The sequence below is a fragment of the Priestia sp. SB1 genome (genome assembly GCF_038898415.1).
Map to the genome: position 1 here is coordinate 13,840 of NZ_JBBJSS010000002.1, position 21,135 is coordinate 34,974.

30 protein-coding genes are annotated in these 21,135 nt (G+C 32.2%); 9 read left to right on the top strand and 21 right to left on the bottom strand.

Annotated elements, in window-relative coordinates; all coding sequences use genetic code 11:
* Positions 1–219: 219 nt before the first annotated feature.
* The 3 genes from WKH56_RS05345 to WKH56_RS05355 form a co-directional block, all read right to left on the bottom strand.
* Entirely contained in the window at positions 220–1,116 is an 897-nt protein-coding gene (locus tag WKH56_RS05345) for a DUF1002 domain-containing protein (RefSeq protein ID WP_342834760.1), read from the bottom strand.
* 410 nt (positions 1,117–1,526) lie between these two features.
* Positions 1,527–2,282 (bottom strand): NAD-dependent protein deacylase, encoded by a 756-nt coding sequence (locus WKH56_RS05350; RefSeq protein ID WP_342834761.1) that lies wholly within the window; start codon positions 2,280–2,282, stop codon positions 1,527–1,529.
* 12 nt (positions 2,283–2,294) lie between these two features.
* A complete protein-coding gene (locus tag WKH56_RS05355) occupies positions 2,295–3,026 on the bottom strand; it encodes a lysophospholipid acyltransferase family protein (protein WP_342834762.1) in 732 nt (243 codons plus the stop codon).
* Positions 3,027–3,266: 240 nt separating this feature from the next.
* On the opposite strand from WKH56_RS05355, the gene WKH56_RS05360 reads away from it, so the two are divergent.
* The gene (locus tag WKH56_RS05360) at positions 3,267–3,887 is read left to right on the top strand and encodes a DUF4352 domain-containing protein (RefSeq protein WP_342834763.1); all 621 of its coding nucleotides are present in this window, start codon (positions 3,267–3,269) and stop codon (positions 3,885–3,887) included.
* A 101-nt stretch (positions 3,888–3,988) separates the two neighbouring features.
* Here the strand turns inward: WKH56_RS05360 and WKH56_RS05365 are convergent, their stop codons facing one another.
* Positions 3,989–4,543, bottom strand: a complete 555-nt coding sequence (locus WKH56_RS05365; RefSeq protein WP_316910820.1) for a hypothetical protein — start codon at positions 4,541–4,543, stop codon at positions 3,989–3,991.
* Positions 4,544–4,805: 262 nt separating this feature from the next.
* On the opposite strand from WKH56_RS05365, the gene WKH56_RS05370 reads away from it, so the two are divergent.
* Complete coding sequence (locus WKH56_RS05370; protein WP_342834764.1) at positions 4,806–6,116, top strand: MFS transporter; 1,311 nt, start codon at positions 4,806–4,808, stop codon at positions 6,114–6,116.
* A gap of 74 nt (positions 6,117–6,190) precedes the next feature.
* Positions 6,191–6,550, top strand: coding sequence for a hypothetical protein (locus WKH56_RS05375; protein ID WP_342834765.1), 360 nt, complete (start codon positions 6,191–6,193; stop codon positions 6,548–6,550).
* A gap of 73 nt (positions 6,551–6,623) precedes the next feature.
* Here WKH56_RS05375 and WKH56_RS05380 read toward each other — a convergent pair whose 3' ends face one another.
* The 4 genes from WKH56_RS05380 to WKH56_RS05395 all read right to left on the bottom strand — a co-directional run bounded on the left by WKH56_RS05380 (position 6,624) and on the right by WKH56_RS05395 (position 8,700).
* Positions 6,624–6,794: a hypothetical protein gene (locus WKH56_RS05380; protein ID WP_342834766.1), complete on the bottom strand. Its 171-nt coding sequence runs from the start codon at positions 6,792–6,794 to the stop codon at positions 6,624–6,626.
* Positions 6,795–6,957: 163 nt separating this feature from the next.
* Positions 6,958–7,356 (bottom strand): nucleoside-diphosphate kinase, encoded by a 399-nt coding sequence (gene ndk, locus WKH56_RS05385; RefSeq protein WP_342834767.1) that lies wholly within the window; start codon positions 7,354–7,356, stop codon positions 6,958–6,960.
* A 96-nt stretch (positions 7,357–7,452) separates the two neighbouring features.
* The gene (locus tag WKH56_RS05390) at positions 7,453–7,806 is read right to left on the bottom strand and encodes a hypothetical protein (RefSeq protein WP_342834768.1); all 354 of its coding nucleotides are present in this window, start codon (positions 7,804–7,806) and stop codon (positions 7,453–7,455) included.
* A 195-nt stretch (positions 7,807–8,001) separates the two neighbouring features.
* Positions 8,002–8,700, bottom strand: a complete 699-nt coding sequence (locus tag WKH56_RS05395) for an MgtC/SapB family protein (RefSeq protein WP_342834769.1) — start codon at positions 8,698–8,700, stop codon at positions 8,002–8,004.
* Between the two features lie 28 nt (positions 8,701–8,728).
* On the opposite strand from WKH56_RS05395, the gene WKH56_RS05400 reads away from it, so the two are divergent.
* Positions 8,729–9,403 (top strand): hypothetical protein, encoded by a 675-nt coding sequence (locus WKH56_RS05400; protein ID WP_342834770.1) that lies wholly within the window; start codon positions 8,729–8,731, stop codon positions 9,401–9,403.
* A gap of 72 nt (positions 9,404–9,475) precedes the next feature.
* Positions 9,476–9,610: a hypothetical protein gene (locus WKH56_RS05405; RefSeq protein WP_316910812.1), complete on the top strand. Its 135-nt coding sequence runs from the start codon at positions 9,476–9,478 to the stop codon at positions 9,608–9,610.
* A gap of 45 nt (positions 9,611–9,655) precedes the next feature.
* Here the strand turns inward: WKH56_RS05405 and WKH56_RS05410 are convergent, their stop codons facing one another.
* Positions 9,656–10,720 (bottom strand): UDP-N-acetylglucosamine--N-acetylmuramyl-(pentapeptide) pyrophosphoryl-undecaprenol N-acetylglucosamine transferase, encoded by a 1,065-nt coding sequence (locus WKH56_RS05410; RefSeq protein WP_342834771.1) that lies wholly within the window; start codon positions 10,718–10,720, stop codon positions 9,656–9,658.
* Positions 10,721–10,872: 152 nt separating this feature from the next.
* Positions 10,873–12,057, bottom strand: coding sequence for a hypothetical protein (locus WKH56_RS05415; protein ID WP_342834772.1), 1,185 nt, complete (start codon positions 12,055–12,057; stop codon positions 10,873–10,875).
* 153 nt (positions 12,058–12,210) lie between these two features.
* Here WKH56_RS05415 and WKH56_RS05420 point away from each other — a divergent pair, with 153 nt between their 5' ends.
* The gene (locus WKH56_RS05420) at positions 12,211–12,744 is read left to right on the top strand and encodes a hypothetical protein (protein WP_342834773.1); all 534 of its coding nucleotides are present in this window, start codon (positions 12,211–12,213) and stop codon (positions 12,742–12,744) included.
* A gap of 23 nt (positions 12,745–12,767) precedes the next feature.
* Here WKH56_RS05420 and WKH56_RS05425 read toward each other — a convergent pair whose 3' ends face one another.
* From WKH56_RS05425 to WKH56_RS05445, 5 genes are all read right to left on the bottom strand, one after another.
* Complete coding sequence (locus WKH56_RS05425; RefSeq protein WP_342834774.1) at positions 12,768–12,998, bottom strand: hypothetical protein; 231 nt, start codon at positions 12,996–12,998, stop codon at positions 12,768–12,770.
* Between the two features lie 371 nt (positions 12,999–13,369).
* Complete coding sequence (locus WKH56_RS05430; RefSeq protein ID WP_342834775.1) at positions 13,370–13,498, bottom strand: hypothetical protein; 129 nt, start codon at positions 13,496–13,498, stop codon at positions 13,370–13,372.
* 159 nt (positions 13,499–13,657) lie between these two features.
* The gene (locus WKH56_RS05435) at positions 13,658–13,951 is read right to left on the bottom strand and encodes a hypothetical protein (protein ID WP_342834776.1); all 294 of its coding nucleotides are present in this window, start codon (positions 13,949–13,951) and stop codon (positions 13,658–13,660) included.
* Between the two features lie 95 nt (positions 13,952–14,046).
* Positions 14,047–14,313, bottom strand: coding sequence for a hypothetical protein (locus WKH56_RS05440; protein ID WP_316910805.1), 267 nt, complete (start codon positions 14,311–14,313; stop codon positions 14,047–14,049).
* Between the two features lie 108 nt (positions 14,314–14,421).
* On the bottom strand, positions 14,422–14,676 hold the full coding sequence (locus WKH56_RS05445) for a hypothetical protein (protein WP_342834777.1): 255 nt from the start codon (positions 14,674–14,676) through the stop codon (positions 14,422–14,424).
* 293 nt (positions 14,677–14,969) lie between these two features.
* Here WKH56_RS05445 and WKH56_RS05450 point away from each other — a divergent pair, with 293 nt between their 5' ends.
* A complete protein-coding gene (locus tag WKH56_RS05450; RefSeq protein WP_342834778.1) occupies positions 14,970–15,521 on the top strand; it encodes a hypothetical protein in 552 nt (183 codons plus the stop codon).
* Positions 15,522–15,623: 102 nt separating this feature from the next.
* On the opposite strand, the gene WKH56_RS05455 is transcribed toward WKH56_RS05450, so the two are convergent.
* Positions 15,624–15,884 carry a hypothetical protein gene (locus WKH56_RS05455; protein WP_316910803.1) on the bottom strand — a complete coding sequence of 87 codons (261 nt, stop codon included), beginning with the start codon at positions 15,882–15,884 and terminating at the stop codon, positions 15,624–15,626.
* A 263-nt stretch (positions 15,885–16,147) separates the two neighbouring features.
* On the opposite strand from WKH56_RS05455, the gene WKH56_RS05460 reads away from it, so the two are divergent.
* Positions 16,148–16,537 (top strand): hypothetical protein, encoded by a 390-nt coding sequence (locus WKH56_RS05460; protein ID WP_342834779.1) that lies wholly within the window; start codon positions 16,148–16,150, stop codon positions 16,535–16,537.
* A gap of 138 nt (positions 16,538–16,675) precedes the next feature.
* On the top strand, positions 16,676–16,945 hold the full coding sequence (locus WKH56_RS05465) for a hypothetical protein (RefSeq protein ID WP_342834780.1): 270 nt from the start codon (positions 16,676–16,678) through the stop codon (positions 16,943–16,945).
* A 587-nt stretch (positions 16,946–17,532) separates the two neighbouring features.
* On the opposite strand, the gene WKH56_RS05470 is transcribed toward WKH56_RS05465, so the two are convergent.
* The 5 genes from WKH56_RS05470 to fabZ all read right to left on the bottom strand — a co-directional run bounded on the left by WKH56_RS05470 (position 17,533) and on the right by fabZ (position 21,127).
* Positions 17,533–18,132: a sigma factor-like helix-turn-helix DNA-binding protein gene (locus WKH56_RS05470; protein ID WP_342834781.1), complete on the bottom strand. Its 600-nt coding sequence runs from the start codon at positions 18,130–18,132 to the stop codon at positions 17,533–17,535.
* A 90-nt stretch (positions 18,133–18,222) separates the two neighbouring features.
* Positions 18,223–18,852, bottom strand: a complete 630-nt coding sequence (locus WKH56_RS05475) for a hypothetical protein (protein WP_316910799.1) — start codon at positions 18,850–18,852, stop codon at positions 18,223–18,225.
* A gap of 550 nt (positions 18,853–19,402) precedes the next feature.
* Positions 19,403–19,798 (bottom strand): hypothetical protein, encoded by a 396-nt coding sequence (locus WKH56_RS05480; protein WP_316910798.1) that lies wholly within the window; start codon positions 19,796–19,798, stop codon positions 19,403–19,405.
* A gap of 115 nt (positions 19,799–19,913) precedes the next feature.
* Positions 19,914–20,450 carry a YdcF family protein gene (locus tag WKH56_RS05485; protein WP_342835589.1) on the bottom strand — a complete coding sequence of 179 codons (537 nt, stop codon included), beginning with the start codon at positions 20,448–20,450 and terminating at the stop codon, positions 19,914–19,916.
* Positions 20,451–20,689: 239 nt separating this feature from the next.
* The gene (gene fabZ / locus WKH56_RS05490; RefSeq protein ID WP_342834782.1) at positions 20,690–21,127 is read right to left on the bottom strand and encodes a 3-hydroxyacyl-ACP dehydratase FabZ; all 438 of its coding nucleotides are present in this window, start codon (positions 21,125–21,127) and stop codon (positions 20,690–20,692) included.
* Between the last annotated feature and the right edge of the window lie 8 nt (positions 21,128–21,135).

Below are 21,135 nucleotides of genomic sequence, written 5' to 3' on the forward strand. Positions count from 1 at the left end.
CAATTTGATTGAACAAATAAGAAATTAAAAAATAGATCGTTCCAACACCAATAAAGTAATGCCCATAATTAGTGATTATACTTAAAAGAAACCATAAGATTTGGATTTAAAACACTCCTTTATCTGTATTCTATGAACTAAAATGAGTTTACGTGATAACAGGTGTAAAGTGTAAAAAAAATAAGCATCTCTATTTTAGAGGCGCTTATTTTAAATTATTTACTTGCTGCCAAATAGAGCAGTAATACCGTGCCAAATTGATTTCATAAACGCAATGAATGAATCAATGATATTTTTTCCCTCTTCAGATTGAGCGAATTTATTCCACTTTTCTTTTGCTGCATCAAACGTTTTGTTGACTTTTTCCCAGTCAATGTGAAGATCTTTTATTTTTCCAAATAAATCTACTAACTGTGATTGCTGATCTGTAGTTAAGTTAATGTTCATATCTACAGCTATTTTTTGAATAATGGATTTAATATCTTCTTCTGTTTTAGGGTTTTCTTTAGAGATTTCTTCTTTTACTTTACTCATAAATTCAACTGCTTTTTCTTGTCCGATGTCATCATTGGATGCTAATTGGGCTGTAGTCACCATTTCTTGATTAGCAACTTGCTTTTGTGACTCATCAATCTTTGTACCACTTGAAACTTCGTAGGCTTTAATAATGCCTGTTAGAGCACCTGTTCCTGATACTGCAAAAGGAGCTGTTACATAAACCTTAGCATCTTTAACTCCTGCAGTAGATAAAGAGTTTAGATACATCTCGTCAGTAATGTAATTTACATTGTGAGATTCAACTACTAATCCTGTATCTTTATCCCCTAAAGTAATTTTCGCTGAAGAAATAGACTTACTACCAATTTGGGATTCAGGAACATAGTTACCTAAATATTTATGTTCTTCACCATTGTTAACATAAACGATTTGTGCGTCACTTTCATTTACATCCATATCTTTTAAAACCGTATTTTTCTGACCTACACTTAAATCTTCTCCTAAAGTAATAATTACATCTCCAGGTTGAGCATCCGCAAGAACTATAGGAGAATTAACAACATTTATCATACCAACAGCAATGGCTGTAACTCCAAGGCTAGTAATTAATTTTTTCATTTAAACACCTCTTAACAAAATTTAATAGCTACTTTAAACATTAATTAGTGTTGAAACCTTCCCTTTTTAGATTTCATTTCTTTGGGAAAGTGGTTTGGAATACGTGTTTCTGCACAACTAATATAAACAGTAAAAAAAGACTGATATCAGTCTTTTTTGTCACTACTTTTCTTTTCTGTTTTAAAAGTAAAAAGGCAATTAGCGATTGCAACTATCAATATTATTACAGCGAATATAATAAACCCTGGATTCTCTTTGTGTATATAAAAAAGAATGAATTCAGTTGTAGGATAAGCATAGGTAGGAACCATACTTCCACCTCCCTGCTTATACATTAGTTAGCAAGAAACGTTTTCTTTCTTTACTAACTATTGTGATTAAAGCTTTGCAATAATAAAAAAGGACTCCGCTTAAACGCGCAGTCCTTTTTCAACTTCCTTAAGTGTTTCTCCTATACCGCTATAAATACAAATATCGAACAAATCATCAAAGTGCGTTTTATCTTTATTAATTAAAATCATTGGTATATCCGTTCTTGCTATGTATTGTGGTATGGAATTAATTGGTCCAACCTCAAGTGAAGTACCCATAACAATGAATAAATCAGCTGCATAGGCACTATCTAGAGATTCATTATAGTATTTAATCTGGTCACCAAAAAGTACAATATCAGGGCGTAAAACAAAGTTACAAGCCTCGTCTTTAGAGTTAATTCTGATACATCGTGGAATGTCATTGTTGTTTATGTGATCCAAATCGTAAACGGTTTTACATTTTGGGCAGCTAGCATTTGTTAACGTCCCGTGTACCTCAAATACTTTATTAGTCCCAGCGGCAGTATGTAAACCATCGTTATTTTGTGTAATAACAGTCACATCTTTCCCTTGTTCTTGTAGCTTAGTGATAAATTGGTGGCCGCTGTTTGGCTCATAGTTGTTAAGTAATTTAATATTGTAAATCTCTTTATAAGGTTTCCAAAAATCCTTGGGATTCGATTTGAAATAAGATACAGAAATTAAATCCTGAAGCTCTGCGTTATTTGTCCAAAGCCCATTACTACTACGCCAATCAGGAATACCTGATTCAGTACTCATACCGGCCCCAGTAAAGAATGTAATTTTATTCGCTTCTTTTATAAGTTTTGTTAACTGCTGAATATGTTCCAAAAAACACACCTTCTATTCTTTTATGCTTTGGTTTTGTTGAAGTTCATTTTTAATAAGTATTTCTAGTTCTTCTGTTAGTTTAACAGCATCTTTATAGTCTTTGGGATTTAAAGGATCTAAACATTTAATCTCAACATCTGCGGGCTTTACTCTACCTCCGTTTGCTTCCATTAGGTTATAGGATCCGCTAATAACTACGGGAACAACTTTTACACCGGATTTTATAGCAAGTCTTAATGCTCCAGGTTTAAAAGAACCCATTGCTTCCCCTTTGCTTCTACTCCCCTCTGGAAATACTGCAAGGCTGGCACCGCTTTTAAGTACTTCTATCCCTTTTTGAATAGACTTAACAGCCTCTTTAGAGTTATTGCGATTCATAAAAATATGCCCTCTTAATTCCATTAGTTTTCCCATAATAGGTATCTTTCTCATTTCTTGTTTAGCTACAAATGCCATTTTAATGGGTGAATAGGTATAGAGAAGTGGGATATCAAAGTTGCTTTGGTGATTGCACACAAATAAGTAAGCTTCGTTCTTATCTAATGTGTCAAAACCTGTAGCATTAACACGAGCACCGGAAATTTTAATAATCTTTTCCATAAAGAAAATGACTGTATCATCTATTGATTGATAAGCTCGAAGTGAATTCCCTCGATTGTGAAATTTTAGTGCGTTTTTTGTTAGCTTATTGTTACATTTTATAAGATTAATGGAAATTGTCGCGTACATTTTAAGTGTTCTCAAAAAAAATCCCCCTTTTTTTACTCTTTATTAAAAAGAGAGCGAAACCTTAATACGTCGCGGGTTTATTTGCCTATTTTTTTAAAATAGACGAAAAATATAAATGGTAAAGTGGTATTTGTAAAATAAAACCTCTGGATTTACCATAATTATAATATTATAATACTTTTTGGAGTTGGCACTTACTTATTTGTAATGCTGTCATACATAATGTAAAAGGAAATTTCAAGGAGGACAAACATCGTGGCGAAAGACAAAAAGAAAAAATCTATTTTTAAGCGTTGGTGGTTTTGGGTACTAGTTATTATCGTAATTATTGCAATTGCTACTGGCGGTGATGAGAGTGACGATACTCAAACTACTAGTAATAATAAAGAGGGAAAGCAGACGGAAAGCTCATCTAATAAAACGTCTAATTCTAAATCTACTAAAGAAGCAAGTTCTTTTGGTATGAATGAAAAAGTTAAAGTTGGTAAAATGACATATAAAGTTACAAGTAAAACAACTGCTGATCAAGTTGGACCATCTGTAATGCCAGAGAAGGCTAACCAAAAATATGTTGTACTTGAGTTATCAATTAAAAATGGTGGAGAAGATGCTGTTACAGTTGATTCTACCTTCTTTAAATTGAAACGTGCAGGCAAAACATATGAAGCTGATGCAATGGCTAGTATGTCTGCTAACCAAGATGAAAGTGGAAACATTACAAATAGTTTCTTTGCTCAAGGGTTAAATCCTGATTCAGAAATGAGCGGTAAAGTAGTATTTGACGTAGCACCGGAAGTAGCAAATGCTAGTGATCTACAATTACAGGTTCAAACTGGAGCGTTTGGAACTCAAACAGAATTAATTAACCTAAAATAAGAATCTCTCTTATGAGACTTATATAGAAAAAGCACTCAATTCCTTTAGGGCTGAGTGCTTTTTGGTTTTTATATGAAAAATTACGAGGTTATTTAAAACCTTTATAGGAATGGACTTCCACTGTTTGAGTCTTTCTTGCTTTTGGAGTTTGAAAAGAATCTTTGTTTACTCTCTCCTTCTAAAGAAGAATTTGCATAGCCTTGACCTGATGAAAAAGCCTCTTCTGCTGTAAGATCACGAAACTCTAATATAATACATTTTTTGGGGTATTTGGGGCTGTAATATAGAGTGTATTTATAGTCATCTTGAAGTTTTTCTTTATAAAATGTTTTATCTATTACAGTTATTTCAGTAGCATTGTGTGTAATTTGAAAAGAGGCTGCATACTGATACTTATCGTTAATACTTGTGCCTGTCTTACCGTATTTAGACAAATAAGCCTCCTTTGTTATTCCATTTTCGAGTATATAACAGTCCCTTTTGTATCGTTTTACTAGCATCATTCTTATTATTAGTAATGGAATTAGAAATAATATTGAACTAAAACTAAAAAGCTTAATAGCTACTATAATAACTATCGCTAAAAAACTAAATGTACTTAAAAAGAAACCTTGGCGTATTTTGCGTTTAGCATTCTTGGTTAATATTCTTTTCATAAAACCTCTCCCTTCTTCCGGCTATTATAAGGAAGAGTCTGTAAAACACCAGAAATCAAACTAAATCTTCTACTAAAGCTTCGATAAAACCCTTACTACATAAGACTTCTAGAACAATTATATGAATTTCTCACCATTTATTTTTTTCGCTATATAATATACCCAGTTATTTTCCTTTTGAATTTTTAAATAAAGGGAACAACAGACTTTTCTTTTATTAATCGATAGAAAACATAAACAAAAAAAGACTGGGAGTGGCAGAATGAAAAGCTCAACAAAATTTGTTCTTTGGAGCCTATTAATCACAAATTTAATGGTTGCTATGGACACGACGATTTTAAATACAACAGGTCCAGTTGTTACAAAAGATATTGGTGGAGATAAATATTATGCGTGGATCTTTTCAATTTACACGTTATTATCAACCATTACAATTCCGATATTCGGAAAATTAACGGATAGATTTGGTAGAAAAGTTGTTTTTCTATGTTGTACAGCATTTTTCACTATGTTCTCACTTTTATGTGGTATTGCTCACTCAATGCCTGAGTTAATTGTTTACCGTGCATTAAAAGGGTTAGCGGCTGGCGGTGTCTTGCCTGCTACGGGAATTATTTTAGGTGATTTATTAACTGTTAAGCAACGTGGAAAATTTCAAGGTCACTTCTCTTTAATTTGGGGCATTAGCGCTTTGCTAGGACCTCTTGTAGGAGCAATGATTGTAGAATTATTAAACTGGAGATGGATCTTCTTTATTAATATTCCATTAGGAGTTATTACACTTTTATTAATGATTCCTTATAAAGATGAAGCAAAACGCGTTCAATCGCCTATTAACTGGGCATCAGCGTTTTATTTTGCGGTTGCTGCGTTTACGGTATTAATTTTAACGATGAATTGGGAATGGGCAGTTTTCTTATTACCTATAGCTATCCTTATGGCAGTAATGTTCTACCGAACAGAGCGTAATACAAATACACCATTTCTTCCAATTGGTATCTTAAAAAACTACCCGCTATTATTCTTTAATTTTAATACTTTCTTGTTCTTCTTCGCGTTATTTGGATTAGAATCATTTATTCCATATTTCCTTCAAAAGGTTCAAGGAAGTAGCGTATTAATGAGTGGATTGATCTTAGCAGGAATCAGTTTAGGTTGGATGTTATCCTCGTACCTATCTGGGAAAATTGTAATTAAGTATAAATATAAGAAACCGATTCTTCTAGGGAATTTAATTATTACCCTTTCTACTATCCCTTTCTTCTTTTATACAGAACATACCCCTCTTTTATGTACTTTCCTTATTCTAATGGTTCACGGCTTTTGTTATGGTTTAATTCAAACAACAGCTTCTATTGGTTCATACGAACTTTCAAATGAATGTGAAAAAGGCTTTGCGTCTTCTTTACAGTCATTTGCAAGAAATATAGGAACAACATTTAGCTTAGGGTATATGGGAGCACTTGTAGTTAAGAATCCGTTTTACATTCTATATGCTGCTGGTATATTCGCTATTATAGCTTGTTTAATTTCAGCTGCACTATCAATAAAGATGCGCTCTAAATCTTTCTAGATTTAGAGTATTTTTTTATTTAAAGATACGCAATACAATTAAATAAACTCTTCTTTGAAAAAAAGGTGAATAATATGGATCTTAAACAATGTGCAAAGATTAGAATGCTAGCGGAAAACAACCAATTTATTGATTTAAAATATGCCAACGAAATTATTGTTTCGCTCTGTAAAGAACTCGAAGAAAAGACAATTTTAGCTACAAATTTAACAAATGAAATAAAAATGCGCCCTATTACTTTTCCCCATCATTGCTACTTAGTTATTAACCGGTATAGCATTGAGGAATTCTATCTGTTTAGAGAAAAATATGAGGCTGAATTATTTCGTTTAGCCCACGAAGAACCTAGAGATTATCAAGTGAAAACCGTAGAATTATTTGAAGAACATAAAAAAGCAATTGTAACAAAAGAATATGCTTTTTTAAGAAGTTAATTATAGAATTTATGAAATTTTAATTAAAAGAGACCTAGTTTGGTCTCTTTTAATGCTTTATATTGAGTAATTCTTAATTTATGTGTTTTATAAACCGAAGCGCTCCCCTAAAGATTGCTGAAATGATTCCCCAAACAATTTCAAATATGACTGTATCCAATACATCGTTCCATACTTGACGGAAAAACCCTTCCCTCTTTTCTTTCCTTTTCTTTTTTCTTTCTTTACCTTTTCGGTTTCTCAACATATAGTTCACCTATGTTTCTGTATATTTAATTTTTGACCACTTGAATTATCTGCAGTGTTTTCTTAATTATATACGCTTATGTGTCCTAAAAGTTTCTATTTTGTAGAATTCTTACAAAAATAAAAGAGTCTCTCCAAAAGACTCTTTTAAATAATTATGCTTATTTAAACCAAAGTTTAACCTCACGTTCAGCGCTCTCAACAGAATCTGATCCGTGAATAACATTGAAAGATGTTGAGTGAGAGAAATCGCCTCTAACAGTTCCTGGTAATGCATTTACTGGCTTGTTAGCACCAATCATCATTCGTGATACCTCTACAATATCATCGCCTTCCCAAATCATAGCAAAGACCGGTCCTGAGGTAATAAACTCTACTAATTCTCCAAAAAAAGACTTTCCTACGTGTTCCGCATAATGGTGCTCCGCTAATTCTTTTGAAGCTTTTGTAAGCTTAGCATTGCAAAGCTTAAAGCCTTTTTGTTCAAATCTTTTTACGATCTCTCCAATAAGTCCTCTTTCCACTCCATCGGGTTTAATCATAATAAAACTGCGTTCCAAAAAAATCACTCCTATCAATAATAAGTCCAATTATCTGTTTTGCTAAAAAAGATAATATCCTATTAAAAGTGGAGTGAAGTTTTAAGATGTTATGTATTAAAGTGTAATTGCAAAGTACATTAATCCCGCTACTGCATTGTAGCCAATTGTAATAAGCACTTTGTTTTTTACTAAATCCATATCTTTTTCTTTTAATCCTTTTGCTACAAATATAAGAGCGACAAATAAAGCAAGAAAGAAGTTTACTAGCGTAACGACAATACCCGCTAAACCACAAACAACTAACCATATAGGCGGTTCACCAAATAACGTATATGCTACGATTAATAGTGAATAACCCAGTAATAGCATAATCCAAGACACAATCTGCCACGCTTTAAACATACCTTCTAATTCTGCAAAGACAAAATTTGATACTTCATTAACCGCTTTTTTAACGCTTACACTCATTTAAGCTGCACTCCCTCAAGTTCATAGTATTCATTGAATTAATCAATGATTTGTATTTCGTTTCCTTCTTGTTTTTAATAATTTTTTACTAGTAGAAAAACAAAAAACAACGTTAGTTCTGAATAGAGACAACGTTGTTTTTAAAATATGGTTCTTGCCTTTTTTCGTTTTAGTATTAAGAATATAATAAGTTCGTTAACCAACCGTTGAAATTTCTACAGAAAGTATTCCTTCAATGTTGCGGATTTCTTGATACACAGCAGTTGTATATCTTGCTTCAAAAGTAGAAATTGAATAGTCTAAGCGTCTTTCCCCAGTAGATAGGTCTTTTACTCTTACTCTATGAATCGCTATTCTTTTACTTTTAATTACTTTTTGTAGGTGTTCCATATCTACTTTAGCCGCTACAATAACCGACAACTCTAATTCTTTTTTGCGTAAACGTCCGGGCCCTATTCTTTTTAATAAGTTAGGTACACAATCTACACTTAAAAGAATAAGAACCAGCGCAATACTTGCTTCCTTCCAGAAACCTGCGCCCACTGACACGCCAATACCTGAAGCTCCCCAGATCATAGCTGCTGTTGTGAGGCCTGTTACAGTCATCCCTTTAACCATTATGACTCCAGCTCCTAAAAAGCCCACACCGCTAATAATTTGAGCTGCTAAACGCAAAGGATCCATTGTAATATGGTCTGGTTTTGAAAATGAATATGCAGACTGTATAGAAACGATAGTAACTAAACAACTTGCTATACATATAACAGTGCTAGTTTTTAGTCCTAAAGGTTTCCGGCGCAGTTCCCTTTCCAAACCTAAAATCATTCCTAATAGTGCCGCTATAATTAATTTAATAATTGCTGTACTTAAAACCATATGTAATTTCTTCCCCATTCCTTCTGTATTTTCTAAGAGGTGTAAAATGAACTTTTTACAAAAAAACAAATTTAAAAACGCTACCTATTTTTATCTTAAAGATTCGGAGATAATTGGCCTTTATTATAAGGACTATCTAGTGCTAATGGAGCAATTCCCCTTGCATTCCGTAGAGGTGCTTTATGACTTGGCAATTATACAATTGAGCTGTCCTTTAAAAAGTTATTATTCACTAAAGAGCTTTAATCATTTTGGAGAAAAGCTAAATTTAGAGAGCTTGTACAAACTTACTGGGTACCCTTTGGAGGCTAGATTATTAAACAATGAAAACGGTCTTCCTCCAGTTAATAAAGGTGAAGAAAACGAAAAATATCTACAATCCAGTTTTGATCCCTGTAATATGTGTGTAAACGAACTAACTTGTATGTTTTCAGCAAATAAAGACAAATTTCAAGCAAAACAATATGATATATTATATTTCTTAACAATCCTAAAAGAAAACAGGCTTAAGGAGTCAGTAGTGTTATATCAAAGATTTTTAAGTTACACTGACTCTGATTATGAACCCTCTGAAGCGGAGCATCCTTCTATTTGGTTTAATTTAATTGTAATTTCTTTGCTTGCTGTATCTATTGTGCTCGTCTATTTCCCTATTTACTTCATAGTTTCGTTAGTTCAATTTATGGCTAGAAAACTTAAATGTAAAAGTTGCGTTAAATAAGCTACTTTTTTTCCACTTACGTTTAGAAATATTGTATAGTGATTATTCTATTGAAGTATTGGAGGGATAAATATGACTAAAGAATTAATTGAAAGCGCTAAAGGATTAAACTACATTCCAGCAAAAGAAGAACTCGTTAGCATTGAAAACGTTATGAGAAAGTTTGAAGTTTTAGGTAGTCCAATATTTATAAAGAAAACAAAGTAAGCAGAGCTAAGTAGGAAAACGGCTCTGCTTTTTCTTTTATAAATTTTAAGTTAGTTCGTTCATTACGGTAATAATGTCTGAAGAAATTTTGTCTGCGCAGTTCTTGTAGGTGAAGTTTTGAAGGTTCTTCCGTTTTTCTTCCAGTATATCTTTGTTGTTTAGCCATTCTATAGCAACTTTATCTAAAGTGTTGCCGCTTTTTTGTTCGGATTGTTCTACTACCTTCATACCGCCTAGCTGTTGGAAGTGAAGGCCATTTAAGTACTGATGATTGTCCATTGAGTTAGGTAGGGGAACCACAATAGATGGAATCTCCGCGTTTGCTAATTCAAATAAACTACTAGTACCACCTCTTGTTACTACAACTTTTGCTCTTTCGTACATTTCTACGATGTTAACAAAACCGTGAATAGTTAAGTTCTTAAGCTTTCCTTTTTCTTTCTGTACCTCTAAAGTCTCTACGTTTTTACGGCCTGCTTGTAAATGAATAGAAATCTTTGGGTTCGCTTTAGCAAAGCTTAAAGTCCATTGGTTTAAGAATTCTGATCCACCGCTACCACCAAGTACAACAAGGCTGTTTCCAGGTTTAATTGCTTCGTTAACTGGCACCGGATTTCCGTAAGCCATTCCTTCTCGCAAGGACATACCACCAAGCGTCTCTTCAAACGAGTAATATACTTCTTTGGCATTCTTTACAAATAGCTTATTTACTCTTCCCATTACTGTATTTTGTTCGTGAATAAAATAAGGGATAGATAGGAGCCTAGCAGCTGCTAATACTGGAGCTGTAACGAATCCTCCTGTGCTCACAACAAAGTCTGGATTAATGTTTTTCAAGTGACGATAAGCTTCAATAATTCCTTTGCTGTTTCTAGCTATGAAGTTTTTCCACTTGTCTAGAGGGTTTTTTCCTTCCATCCCTTGAGAATGAATATGAAAGAACGGGAAGCCTTCTTTATGAGCTAATTCTTTTTCAAGAAAGTTTTCGTTTCCTAAATAATATATTTTAGTTTGAAAATTATCTATTAATGAACGGGCAATCGATAGAGCCGGTGTAATGTGGCCCGCTGTTCCGCCACCGGTAATGACTACTTTGTATGTATCTTTCAAAGTAATTCTCCTTTCTCTGTATATAATTCAATGTTCATTGTATTTTCTACACTAGTAAAAAAAGTATTGTTTAACCCAACTGATAGAAAAAGAGTAAGTAAACATAGGAACACACAAAAAAAGACACTAGAATAATGTGTAATCTAATGTCTTTAATCTTGAAGAAATGTCAGTGTTTTTTCGTATTCTAATTGCTTATCAAGCTTTTCCTGTATTTTGGCATAGTTAGGTTCTTTTTTTGCTACAGCAATACTATAAAGGAATTTGTCATAGGCACGTAAAGCAAAATATTCGCTATCATCTTCTATGTATTTAACGATATCAATGTCTTGTTCAGAGACATAGCCACTTAGCAAAGCCATTAAACCGTTGCGGTCAACTTTTGTGCGCTTTACATTCCCTACGTACTCTAACTGAAAGATAGGATATACTTCATTCTCTTCTAATGGTTCGCCAGATTTATCGTATGGATCTATCACTAAATCGCCATCTTGATCATAAAGGTATACATCTGAAACAGCAGCTGGATACTCGTTTAATACTTCCCAAAGTTCTTCAGTATTTGTTCTAAATGTATGTACAATCTCTTCGTCTAATTGTTTAGCGTATGGGGAATATGCATTCCTTTCAGATAAGACAAATAGCTGTCGAAAACTTTCATTGGGTCTTTTAGAGTTATGGCTCTCAATTCTAATGTAGAGGTCGTTGCCTTTTGAGCACTGAGATATATTATTAACGTTTGTTTTTGGCCATATGATATTTTGTGTTAGCTGGTTTATGTAATCTAAAGGAAAAATGAATTTGGGGAAGTCTTCACCTAAATTAAACCTCTTTAAGTAGATTGGAGGGGCTTTTAAAGAAACTTCGTAGCTTCCGATTTCAATTGCGTCCACCTCTTTTGAAGCGGCCTTTTTAACTTCTTCTAATAAATCCATAAAACCCGTAGGATCATTCATTTGCATATAAGGTAACTTCTCTAAAGGGAATTTACCAGTATAGTGCTGTATGTCAACATATAAATCATAGTTTGAAGCATCTCTAACAATGCTAACGTCTCCAAGCTCTTGAATAATTAAAGTCTTTTCTTTTTGTTTCCCTTTTAACAGTTCTTCCAGTTCATAAGGATTAGCGAGAAAAGAAATTTCTGATTCAATAGGTTCCAATGTTTTTATATGGTGAAAGTATTTTATTCCTCTCTCGTTACGTTGTGTGTATAACAGTATATCTGTCTCGGTAAAAGAACGAACCCATACTTTTGCTGTTTGTTTGTTATCTGAAATCTTTTTACACGTTTCTACCGCTTTTTTCATAATTGCTCGGTTTAATTTAAACTCCAATTGTCCCACCCCTTTCACACGGATATTATAGTACGAACATTATAGCATTCTTTTTCTACAAAAATGATTATATAATTTTTTAGTTGAAATTATAAAGGAAGAGGTGTTTTTTTGTCTGAGGTACACCGATTTTTCTTTCCATTCACCGGAAAGGTGAAGACTCAATTAAAAATTGTAAAAAAGAAAGACGGCAGCACAGGTCTTATTAAACCTACGAATGTAAAGAAATTTGAAAAGGAAATGCGCAAGCATTTGTCTATTGCTTTCCCTACAGAATTAAGGCCGCTACACGGTTATATAGAATTCACACTAAATCACTACACTAAATATAAACGTGATAGCACAGGTCTACTGGTTCCGGAGCAATATGCTCAATTTGATTTAGATAATCTTTTAAAAACAGTACAAGACTGTTTTCAACCATACAAAAAGAAATTCACCAAATACAATGAGGATGGTACAGCTAAGAAGACTGAAAAAGGCAATGTCTCCTATGAGTGGATTGAATTAGAAGCAGGTATTATATCTAATGATAAGTTTGTATATAGGGATGCCTCTAACTGGATTCCTGTAGATAATAAAAATGATGAAGGTATAGAGGTGTTTATAAGACTTATGGAAGAAAAAGAACTCTTTTCTCCTATTGTTCCCCCAGGTTACGTGCAGGATTACAAAATTAATCTTTAATTATACTTACCTCTCGTTATTCATTACCAAGTTTCATTTTTAAGTCCTAAACTCTCAGCGTCTTTATTAGAAAGAGCTGGTTGTCCAATAGCTCCGTCAAATTTATAAGTAAGGTTATTAAACCAGAATACTATGTGATGCCGAACATCAGGAAAGAGTAAGGATACACAAAAAACTAAAAAGAAAATTAAAATTGTACTAACAATAATTTCTTTCGAATTTTCTTTAAAACTTAAATTTTGAAGACTCTTCATTGTCGCCTCTCCTTTCCAAGGAAATTATTTTATATAAAAAATTATGATTGGTTATATAAATCATTACGTCACCAAGGTCCGCCTAAAAATCCTACTTCGTGAGGATCTTCTATTACCATATGACCTGTATTGCTTTGTTTATAATTATCATTAAACAGATTTACTATATAGTGTCGAACACTTGGAAAATATAGAGAGAAACACAAAGTAAAGACAAAAACTAAAATTAAGTATATAATAATACCTTTTAAATTATCCTTTGACATAATATTCTTAAATATATTCAAAATAATTATTCCTCCTTTTAATAGAATATTCTATTTATAATTAAAACTTTTTTCGGAAAATAGAGAAGAACGATGTTTTATCTTTTACCATTCGTAATTTGGATAAGGAGCATAGTCTTCAGGTGTATGAATTTCTGCTCCTCCTTTATAAGCTGCGTGGTGATAAAACCTTAGATGTAACTTTTGTCTAACTTCGGAACTTAATAATGTCATACAGAAAAATACTGTAAAGACTAAAAGAATCCATAAAATACAGTCAAATATGTTTCGGTTGTATAATCTAGTTATCTTATCTCTAGTTGTTTTCAATTATTTGTCCTCCCTCTTTAAAAGGCAGTTTCTATAGACACAGGGACTAAATAGTATCCTAAATTACCAAGTACTATATGACGATTGGCGTGGAATTTCGGGAACAGCCTCAAAACTAGGTTCTCGAGAGTAAGGTAAAAGAGGATCTACTTTTTCGAGAAGCCATACTGCCGTCTTAAACCGGATGTCGTGTTCATATAGCCACCCTATTACTTCGTAACGAATGGCGTAATCATTAAATAGTAATGTGACAAAAACTGTTGTAAAAAATGCTATAAAAACTAATGCGACGCACACAGTATAGCCTATTAAATTATGTATAAATGATTTGGTTTGTTTATCTGTAGTTTCTTTCATTAAATCTCCCCCTTCTTTAATAAACCTTTTCTTCTTTATAACTAATGAAGTGATTTTGTTACAAAAAAATAAAGAGAAGAAAATTCTTCTCTTTATTACCAAGCACCGCCAATATCGTTACCTGAAGCTTTTTGGATTTTACCAGCATTAGTACCATCAGCGCTAGTTGTACCAGAAATACCTTCTTTAACGTTTTTAACCATATCGTTGAACCAACCAACTAAGTTTTTGCGAAGTCCTGGGAACAATAGTGCAGCGGCTACTGCTGCGATTGCAATTAGAATGAGATACTCTACTAGTCCACCATCTTCTTCTTTTTTGAATTGATTGAATAAGTTTTTAACCATATATAACACCTCCATTCGTTTCGTATAATTTGTTTATAACTTAAATTTTTTAGAGGTCAAACAAAAATAAATCTTTTTAGTTAACCTGTTTAGAAAGAACAGAAGGAGAAAACCTTCTGTTTCTTACCAAGTACCGCCAATATCGTTACCTGAAGCTTCGTGAATAGTACCAGATCCGCCAGTGGCAGTTTTACCAGTAATACCTTCTTTAACATTGGCAACCATATCATTAAACCAACCAACTAAGTTTTTACGAAGTCCTGGGAACAATAGTGCAGCGGCTACTGCTGCGATTGCAATTAGAATGAGATACTCTACTAGTCCACCATCTTCTTCTTTTTTGAATTGATTGAATAAGTTTTTGATCATACATAACACCTCCCTTTCTTTGTTACCTTCGTTATAATCCAAAATTTGTAAAGGTCAACTAAAAAAATACTTTTTTCTTATATTTTTAAAAAAGGAAATAAAGTTTTAAAGATTTGTGTAAAATACACGAATCTTTTTTTCACCTGCTGATTTATATGTTTTAAAATGGAATAAAGTTTTAAAGTAACTTGTAGATGAGCGGAAAATAATAATGAATATAAATAAGCAATATCACGGATTAATCAAATATAAGATGCCTTAAAATCATACATAGTTGATTTATAGAAAGGTAGAAATAATAGATGTTTGGATCAGTATATAATTTTAAGAAGAATGAACCTTTTCTAGTTCCCTTTTCTAATATCCCTTTTATTTATAATGGATCTAGCGGAATGATGATGGATGGCGTTTCTAGTTTTGCGTTGCTTATTTTAGAAGAGCAAGGAATTAAGGAAGAACTCTCGAGTGTAATTGGGTATTTATTTACTGAGGATGAATGTTCTAAAGAAATGAGTATATCATCGAGTAGTATTATTGAAAAACGATTTATGGAATTACAGAACTTTTTTGAAAAACATTTCTTATTCTTTTCTAATATCCCCTTTGAAAACAAAAAAGAGCTTTTTATATATACCGCTTTTTTGGACCAACTTGCGACTGATTGCTTCCAGTTCATAAAGTTTGAAGAGCCTACGCCGACTAATTACTCACAGGCTTATAAACTAATTGATGATCTAGCATATTCAAAAGGAATAACTAAAAAAGAAATTAGTAAATACAAATTAAATTTGCTAAATCTTCTCTCCGTTAACAAACCTCAAGCATATCTTGCTATTACTTTTAGTGCTGCTTAATTTTTCAAATGAAATAATATATCAAAAATTTAGAAGTCGCCTCATAAACAAAACACCTTGTGTAAAGAACAAGGTGTTTTGTTTACGGTTTTCAATTAAATTTTAATTATTAATTGGCGGGTTAAAATCTCTCCAATTTTTCACTAGTATGCGATGATCTAAATTGCGCCAACCAATGTCGGTTGATAAATATTGTTCAGAATTTAATTGTAATACTAAATTATTATCTTTAGGAATGACTGCGGCTCCTACGCTCTTCTTAATTGAAGGAATTATTATATCTGTAACAGTTAATTCAGTACCATTAATATCGGTAATAATCATACCTATACTTACGTAACCTAGCTTTTTTAATGGCTTCAAACTTACCTCTCCTTATTTTGGGGATGTCCCCTTTTTGCTATAATCGTGGGTATATTTTAACTTGTAAAACTTTTAAAAACAATTAGCACTATTTTAATTGTGCTTCTCTTGTTTAAGATGGCATCTCTAATATGCTTTTTATTTACGTTATAAATGAACAAAAAACAGATTAAAATGGCTCAAACAGAGAAGTTTTCCTAAACGGTTCCCTTCTTCGCTAAAATTAGTAGCAAGATAATTTCTAATTAAAGGTGGCTGCAAAATTGCTAGAAAAACTATTAGATAAAAGTGAAAAAATTCAAGTGTACTATGAGGGCAAAGAAGGTCTTCGTATGTGTGAAATGAAACAAAAAATTAATCGGCCCTACTGGATTACTCTTCGTTTTGAATATAAAACTAAACGTGGTAGATATATCTCGTTTAACTTTTCGTTAGGTATTTCCCCTTCTGCTACAAACATATATCAAAATTTCAGTTCTAAAGATAAGTCCACTACGTTTGAATTAAGGTTAGTTTTCTCGGAAGTAATAGACATTTTCTTAGAAGAAGTATTGCCGGCACTTGCTCCAAATGCTTATATAAATATTAAACAAAAACCGGTTAATTATTCGGTTTCGTACTTAAAGGTAAAGGAACGTAAATATAAAAATTAAGAGATTAATGCAATATTCCATTTCCTAAAGCTCATTTAAATAGGATGTTAGACGGCGGCTAAATTAAAAATATCTGTTATTTTCAATATAAAATATAAATCGTGCTACCATTTGAAAAAATTAAGGAGCGGTTTTGTTATGGAAATGAGATCAAAAATCTTATATACGCTTGCTGTTAAGGTTAGTGCTTTGAATGAGGAATTATTTATATGTGAAAGGAATGACAGCGCATATACTAAAGAACTTAGTGAAGCTGTATTTGTAGAATCTCAAAGAGAACTTCCAGTCATAGATATGAAACATTATTGCGTAACGGTAGAAAAGAAACATAATAGATTTTCTGTATTAAAAAAGGATTTAGTATTTAAAAAAGTGAAAAGAACTAGATCGCTGTTGTCTATATGGTAATTATTAAAAAAACAAAGAGAAAGAGTCTAAAAACCCTTTTCTTTTATATTTTTATTCAAATAAAAAAATGTATTGATTTTTAATATTATTTTTAATATAATAATATTCGAAGGTAAATGACCAATATTTATTTTCTATACTTTAACTAAACCGTCAACCCAAGATAATAGTCTTGATGATAAATAAATGCTGTTCCGTCCTAATGCTAGGCGCGCAAAACTACGTTAGGGACAGCGTTTATTTATTTTTTTTGCTCTATAAACATTATATTTATAGTTACCTTTTATGTTTTTCGTACAAAAAAATATTATAGTAAAAGCTGTTGCAATTTATTTTTTGATGTTTTATACTATTTTAGTAAAGTAATTATTCACTTGTAATGCAATAACCATATTATCCCCCTTAACGATAGTATAATAAAGTAATACATATGCTTAGGATAATTACCATCATTCAATCCCAATTTAGAAACTTTTCTCTGTTAATCAGGCTTATGATGAAGCCTGATTCTTTTTTTAGTTTTTTAAATCTTTAAAATACAAAAAACAGCTTAAATCTTAAATTAAGCTGTTTTTTTGTATTTCATTTTATTTATTTCTTAGTCTCGCTAATCTGTTTCTTATAGAGTCACGTGACCTATTCATTATTGTTGCAATCGCCTTTTGTGTTAGGTTTTCTTTAAAGTACAAATGCAGCAGTTGTTGATCTTCTTCTTGGGTAAACAACTTGTTTCTTCTTAATGGGATTTCTTTTCTGTCTTTCTCTCTTTCTGATGAAACCCAAGGGGGCTCAGGTAGCAAAGTAAAAGGCTTTATTTTATAAAAGTTAACCTCTTCTTTATTAACTTCTGCCCACTTCCAAAATTCATTTACTTCAATTAATGTGTACTTCTTTTTTAGTGCTGTGACAACTTCTTTTGAAGGCATATTCTTATCGCTAATCCAACGTCTTATTTTAAAATTACTAACCTCTAAAAGGTCTGCAAATTCACTCAAAGTAAGGTGTCCCTGGTGCTTATAACTTGCTGATAAACCCATTCTACTTATTTTTGTTCTAATTCCTGGGATGTTTTTTCTGTTTAGCATTTTTGCTATTTGTTGAATAGGTTTCTTTCCGTAAAAGTAATCTAATTTTTCTTCTTCTTCTTTTGTCCATTCTCTTCTTAGGTGAGGAACTGTTAAAGACATATATGTACCAACTCCGTAAGGCTAAGATCCAAAAACACATATTGAATGTGTGAAGTAAAAATAAATATTTAATATGATTTTCAAACTAAATTAATTATTGCTACTAGTTTTTCGCTTTAATCTTATTCTAGATAACCTTTTAGAAACGGAACCTTCTGGACGATCAAGCCGCTGTGAAATTTGTTTATAATTCAATTTCTCTTTATAGTATAAGTTCCAAATTAATTCATCTTCTTCTTTTGTGTAAAATCGTTTTCCTTTTTTACGTGTCTTCTTATCAGCTTCTCTTTCGGCTTGAAACCATTCAGGCTCAGGAAGTAAAATTTGAGGTTGAATTCTAGAAAAATCTATTACGTCTCTATTTTTTTCTGCCCACTCCCAAAACTCACCTATATCTATTAATATGTATGAATGCTTAAAAGTAGTGACTCTTCTTGTATATGGGAATTCTCGATTTTCAATCCAGCTCTTTATTGTTGGAGGTTGAACATTCAAAATTTTACCAAACTGCGTAATGTTAATTAAACCTTGATATTCATTACTGCTAGATAGCTTCATTCGTTTAACTTTATTTAAAACCCCACTTGGGTTTCTGTTTAAAATTCGAGCAATACTATAAATTGACTTAGTTCCGTAAAGGGAAGTTAATCTTTCTTCTTCTTCTCGTGTCCACTTTCGATAAACGGGTTTTTCTTGTTGTTCTTCTTTTGCTAATAACATTCTGTAACACGCTCCGTAGAATAAAACTTTCACATAAAAATTAATTCAGGTATAAATTGTTTTTTATATATGAAGTCTGACTTACCATTTATGTTTTTCGCTATATTTTTTTATTAAGACAATTTGGTATTATACATTAAAAAAAAATACAAGTGTAAATCTAATTTTTTCCTACGGTTATTAAAAATGTCTCTTAATTTAGTGAAATCAATTATGCTAAATTTGAATGATACAAAAAAGTTTTTTGTGAGCTTAACTTTTTCTGCATTTATTTTAGTAATATCTATGCATTACTGTTATTATGTAGTTTTTATTAGTATCTTTTAGTTTTAAGTATGATCTCTTAGTTTTTGTTATGAAATGTTATGAAAGTATATGCTTATATGTGAAATGAACATAAATAAGCTGCTATGAATTATGATGTTCTGATGGCTTAAATTGTTTGTTGAAGATAAAATTTAAAGTGCGGTAATTGAGGAGAATAATAAAAGATCGATATAGTGTATATATCGATCTTTTAAAACGTGCTGACCTAATATTGTATAGGTCTTTAAATTGTATAAGAGAACACCAAATGTATACCATCATTTTCAATTCTATCTAGAATATAATAGTTTGACGATTCCTTGGAAATTCTCATTTGCATTTTACCGCTTTGTTCAATGATATACCAACGATTATCAATGGTGTCTTCGTTTATGTGAGCAAACATAATAGGTTGAGAAGAAATCCATATTTTCCTTTTAGAATCGTAAGTGTTCAGTGATAAGTTAACTGCACCACTATATTTTTGTAGGTAGTCTAGCGCACCTTGCAAAGTTGTTACATTTACCTTTAAAGAATTCATATCCTCTACTCTTTCAAGGAAGTGTTTCTCAAATTTTTTTATAGTGAATTCATCAATATTCGCTTTTGTTGTTCCGCTGTTCTGGTTATCTAAAGACACCTAAATCACCTCTGTTATAGTATAAAGCATTCTCTTCATTTGTGATTGCCTTCTTGAACTAAGTATAGGGTTAAGAAGTATGTTTTGCACTATATTATTACTAAGAGGTGTAGAGTTAATCAATAACGTGTGTCTTTTCTAGATAATATTTAGTAATAGCGAGATATTCTCTAAAGTACCATTTAGGAGCTTCTTTAAATGGAGTTTTTGCCGAAAGAGCATACAGACTAAGGCCGTTATCTTTTCCTATGCTACGAGCCCTATATATGTGAAAGTAGTTACTAGCTACTATTCCTATACTTTTACCTTTGGGTATTAGTTTTTTTGAAAATGAAATATTTTCTGTGGTACGTGTGGAGCGATCTTCTAATGTAATTCTCTCCTCCCCTATCCCTTTTGCAATGAGGGCTTCTTTAATGGCTTCTGCCTCTGAAATACCCTCATTTGGTCCCTTCCCACCAGAAGCAATGGCTATTGTGTAAGGATTATGCAAAAGATACATAGCAGCTTTATCAATTCTATAAGTTAAGGATGCAGAAGGTTTGGTGCCATCTACTCTTGTTCCAAGAATAATGATGTAATCAGCATTAGAAGGAATTTCTGTTTTAGCATATCTTATAATGTTAATTTGAAGAAAACCTATGTAAGCTATTCCAAGTGTAAATAGAGAGAGCTATTTTTAATAGGATAGGATGTAGTCTCTTTTTTATATAAAAAATAGTATTGGAAAACATCTATGGGCATCCCCTTATCTTAGTTTTTATATTAATCGATGACGAAGAAGAGGACAAAAGTGTATTAGAGACTAGTTAAATACATTAAATTAAAAACAACAATACGTGGAGTACTCTAACTCCTTATATTGTTGTTTTTTATGTACTAATTTTCAACTCAAGCTTTAGTATTATCTTGCAGAGCAAATGTAATATCTGCCTCACAAGCAATTTCCCCATCAACAGTAGCAGTTGCTTTCGCTTTAGCAAATGCGCCACGAGCACGAGTAACTTCTACTTCTAATCTTAATTGATCTCCGGGAACCACTTGTTTTTTAAAGCGGCAGCTATCAATACCGGCGAATAAACCTAGCTTTCCTTTGTTTTCATCCTTAGATAACATAATGACTCCACATACTTGAGCTAGCGCTTCTACAATTAATACTCCAGGCATTACTGGGTACTCTGGAAAATGCCCATTAAAAAACTCTTCGTTAACTGTTACATTTTTAATTCCAATGGCTTTTACACCTTCTTCTACTTCTAATATGCGATCCACCAATAAAAATGGATAGCGGTGAGGTAGTATTTCTTTAATCTGTTTAATATCAAGCATATTAAAAT

What these genes read in the sequence shown, in the direction of transcription:
- WKH56_RS05345 (WP_342834760.1), bottom strand. Translation starts at nt 1,116, where the DNA reads ATGAAAAAATTAATTACTAGCCTTGGAGTTACAGCCATTGCTGTTGGT.
- WKH56_RS05365 (WP_316910820.1), bottom strand. Translation starts at nt 4,543, where the DNA reads ATGAAAAGAATATTAACCAAGAATGCTAAACGCAAAATACGCCAAGGT.
- WKH56_RS05370 (WP_342834764.1), top strand. Translation starts at nt 4,806, where the DNA reads ATGAAAAGCTCAACAAAATTTGTTCTTTGGAGCCTATTAATCACAAAT.
- WKH56_RS05375 (WP_342834765.1), top strand. Translation starts at nt 6,191, where the DNA reads ATGGATCTTAAACAATGTGCAAAGATTAGAATGCTAGCGGAAAACAAC.
- WKH56_RS05390 (WP_342834768.1), bottom strand. Translation starts at nt 7,806, where the DNA reads ATGAGTGTAAGCGTTAAAAAAGCGGTTAATGAAGTATCAAATTTTGTC.
- WKH56_RS05395 (WP_342834769.1), bottom strand. Translation starts at nt 8,700, where the DNA reads ATGGGGAAGAAATTACATATGGTTTTAAGTACAGCAATTATTAAATTA.
- WKH56_RS05400 (WP_342834770.1), top strand. Translation starts at nt 8,729, where the DNA reads ATGAACTTTTTACAAAAAAACAAATTTAAAAACGCTACCTATTTTTAT.
- WKH56_RS05405 (WP_316910812.1), top strand. Translation starts at nt 9,476, where the DNA reads ATGACTAAAGAATTAATTGAAAGCGCTAAAGGATTAAACTACATTCCA.
- WKH56_RS05425 (WP_342834774.1), bottom strand. Translation starts at nt 12,998, where the DNA reads ATGAAGAGTCTTCAAAATTTAAGTTTTAAAGAAAATTCGAAAGAAATT.
- WKH56_RS05430 (WP_342834775.1), bottom strand. Translation starts at nt 13,498, where the DNA reads ATGACATTATTAAGTTCCGAAGTTAGACAAAAGTTACATCTAAGGTTT.
- WKH56_RS05435 (WP_342834776.1), bottom strand. Translation starts at nt 13,951, where the DNA reads ATGAAAGAAACTACAGATAAACAAACCAAATCATTTATACATAATTTA.
- WKH56_RS05440 (WP_316910805.1), bottom strand. Translation starts at nt 14,313, where the DNA reads ATGGAGGTGTTATATATGGTTAAAAACTTATTCAATCAATTCAAAAAA.
- WKH56_RS05450 (WP_342834778.1), top strand. Translation starts at nt 14,970, where the DNA reads ATGTTTGGATCAGTATATAATTTTAAGAAGAATGAACCTTTTCTAGTT.
- WKH56_RS05465 (WP_342834780.1), top strand. Translation starts at nt 16,676, where the DNA reads ATGGAAATGAGATCAAAAATCTTATATACGCTTGCTGTTAAGGTTAGT.
- WKH56_RS05470 (WP_342834781.1), bottom strand. Translation starts at nt 18,132, where the DNA reads ATGTCTTTAACAGTTCCTCACCTAAGAAGAGAATGGACAAAAGAAGAA.
- WKH56_RS05475 (WP_316910799.1), bottom strand. Translation starts at nt 18,852, where the DNA reads ATGTTATTAGCAAAAGAAGAACAACAAGAAAAACCCGTTTATCGAAAG.
- fabZ (WP_342834782.1), bottom strand. Translation starts at nt 21,127, where the DNA reads ATGCTTGATATTAAACAGATTAAAGAAATACTACCTCACCGCTATCCA.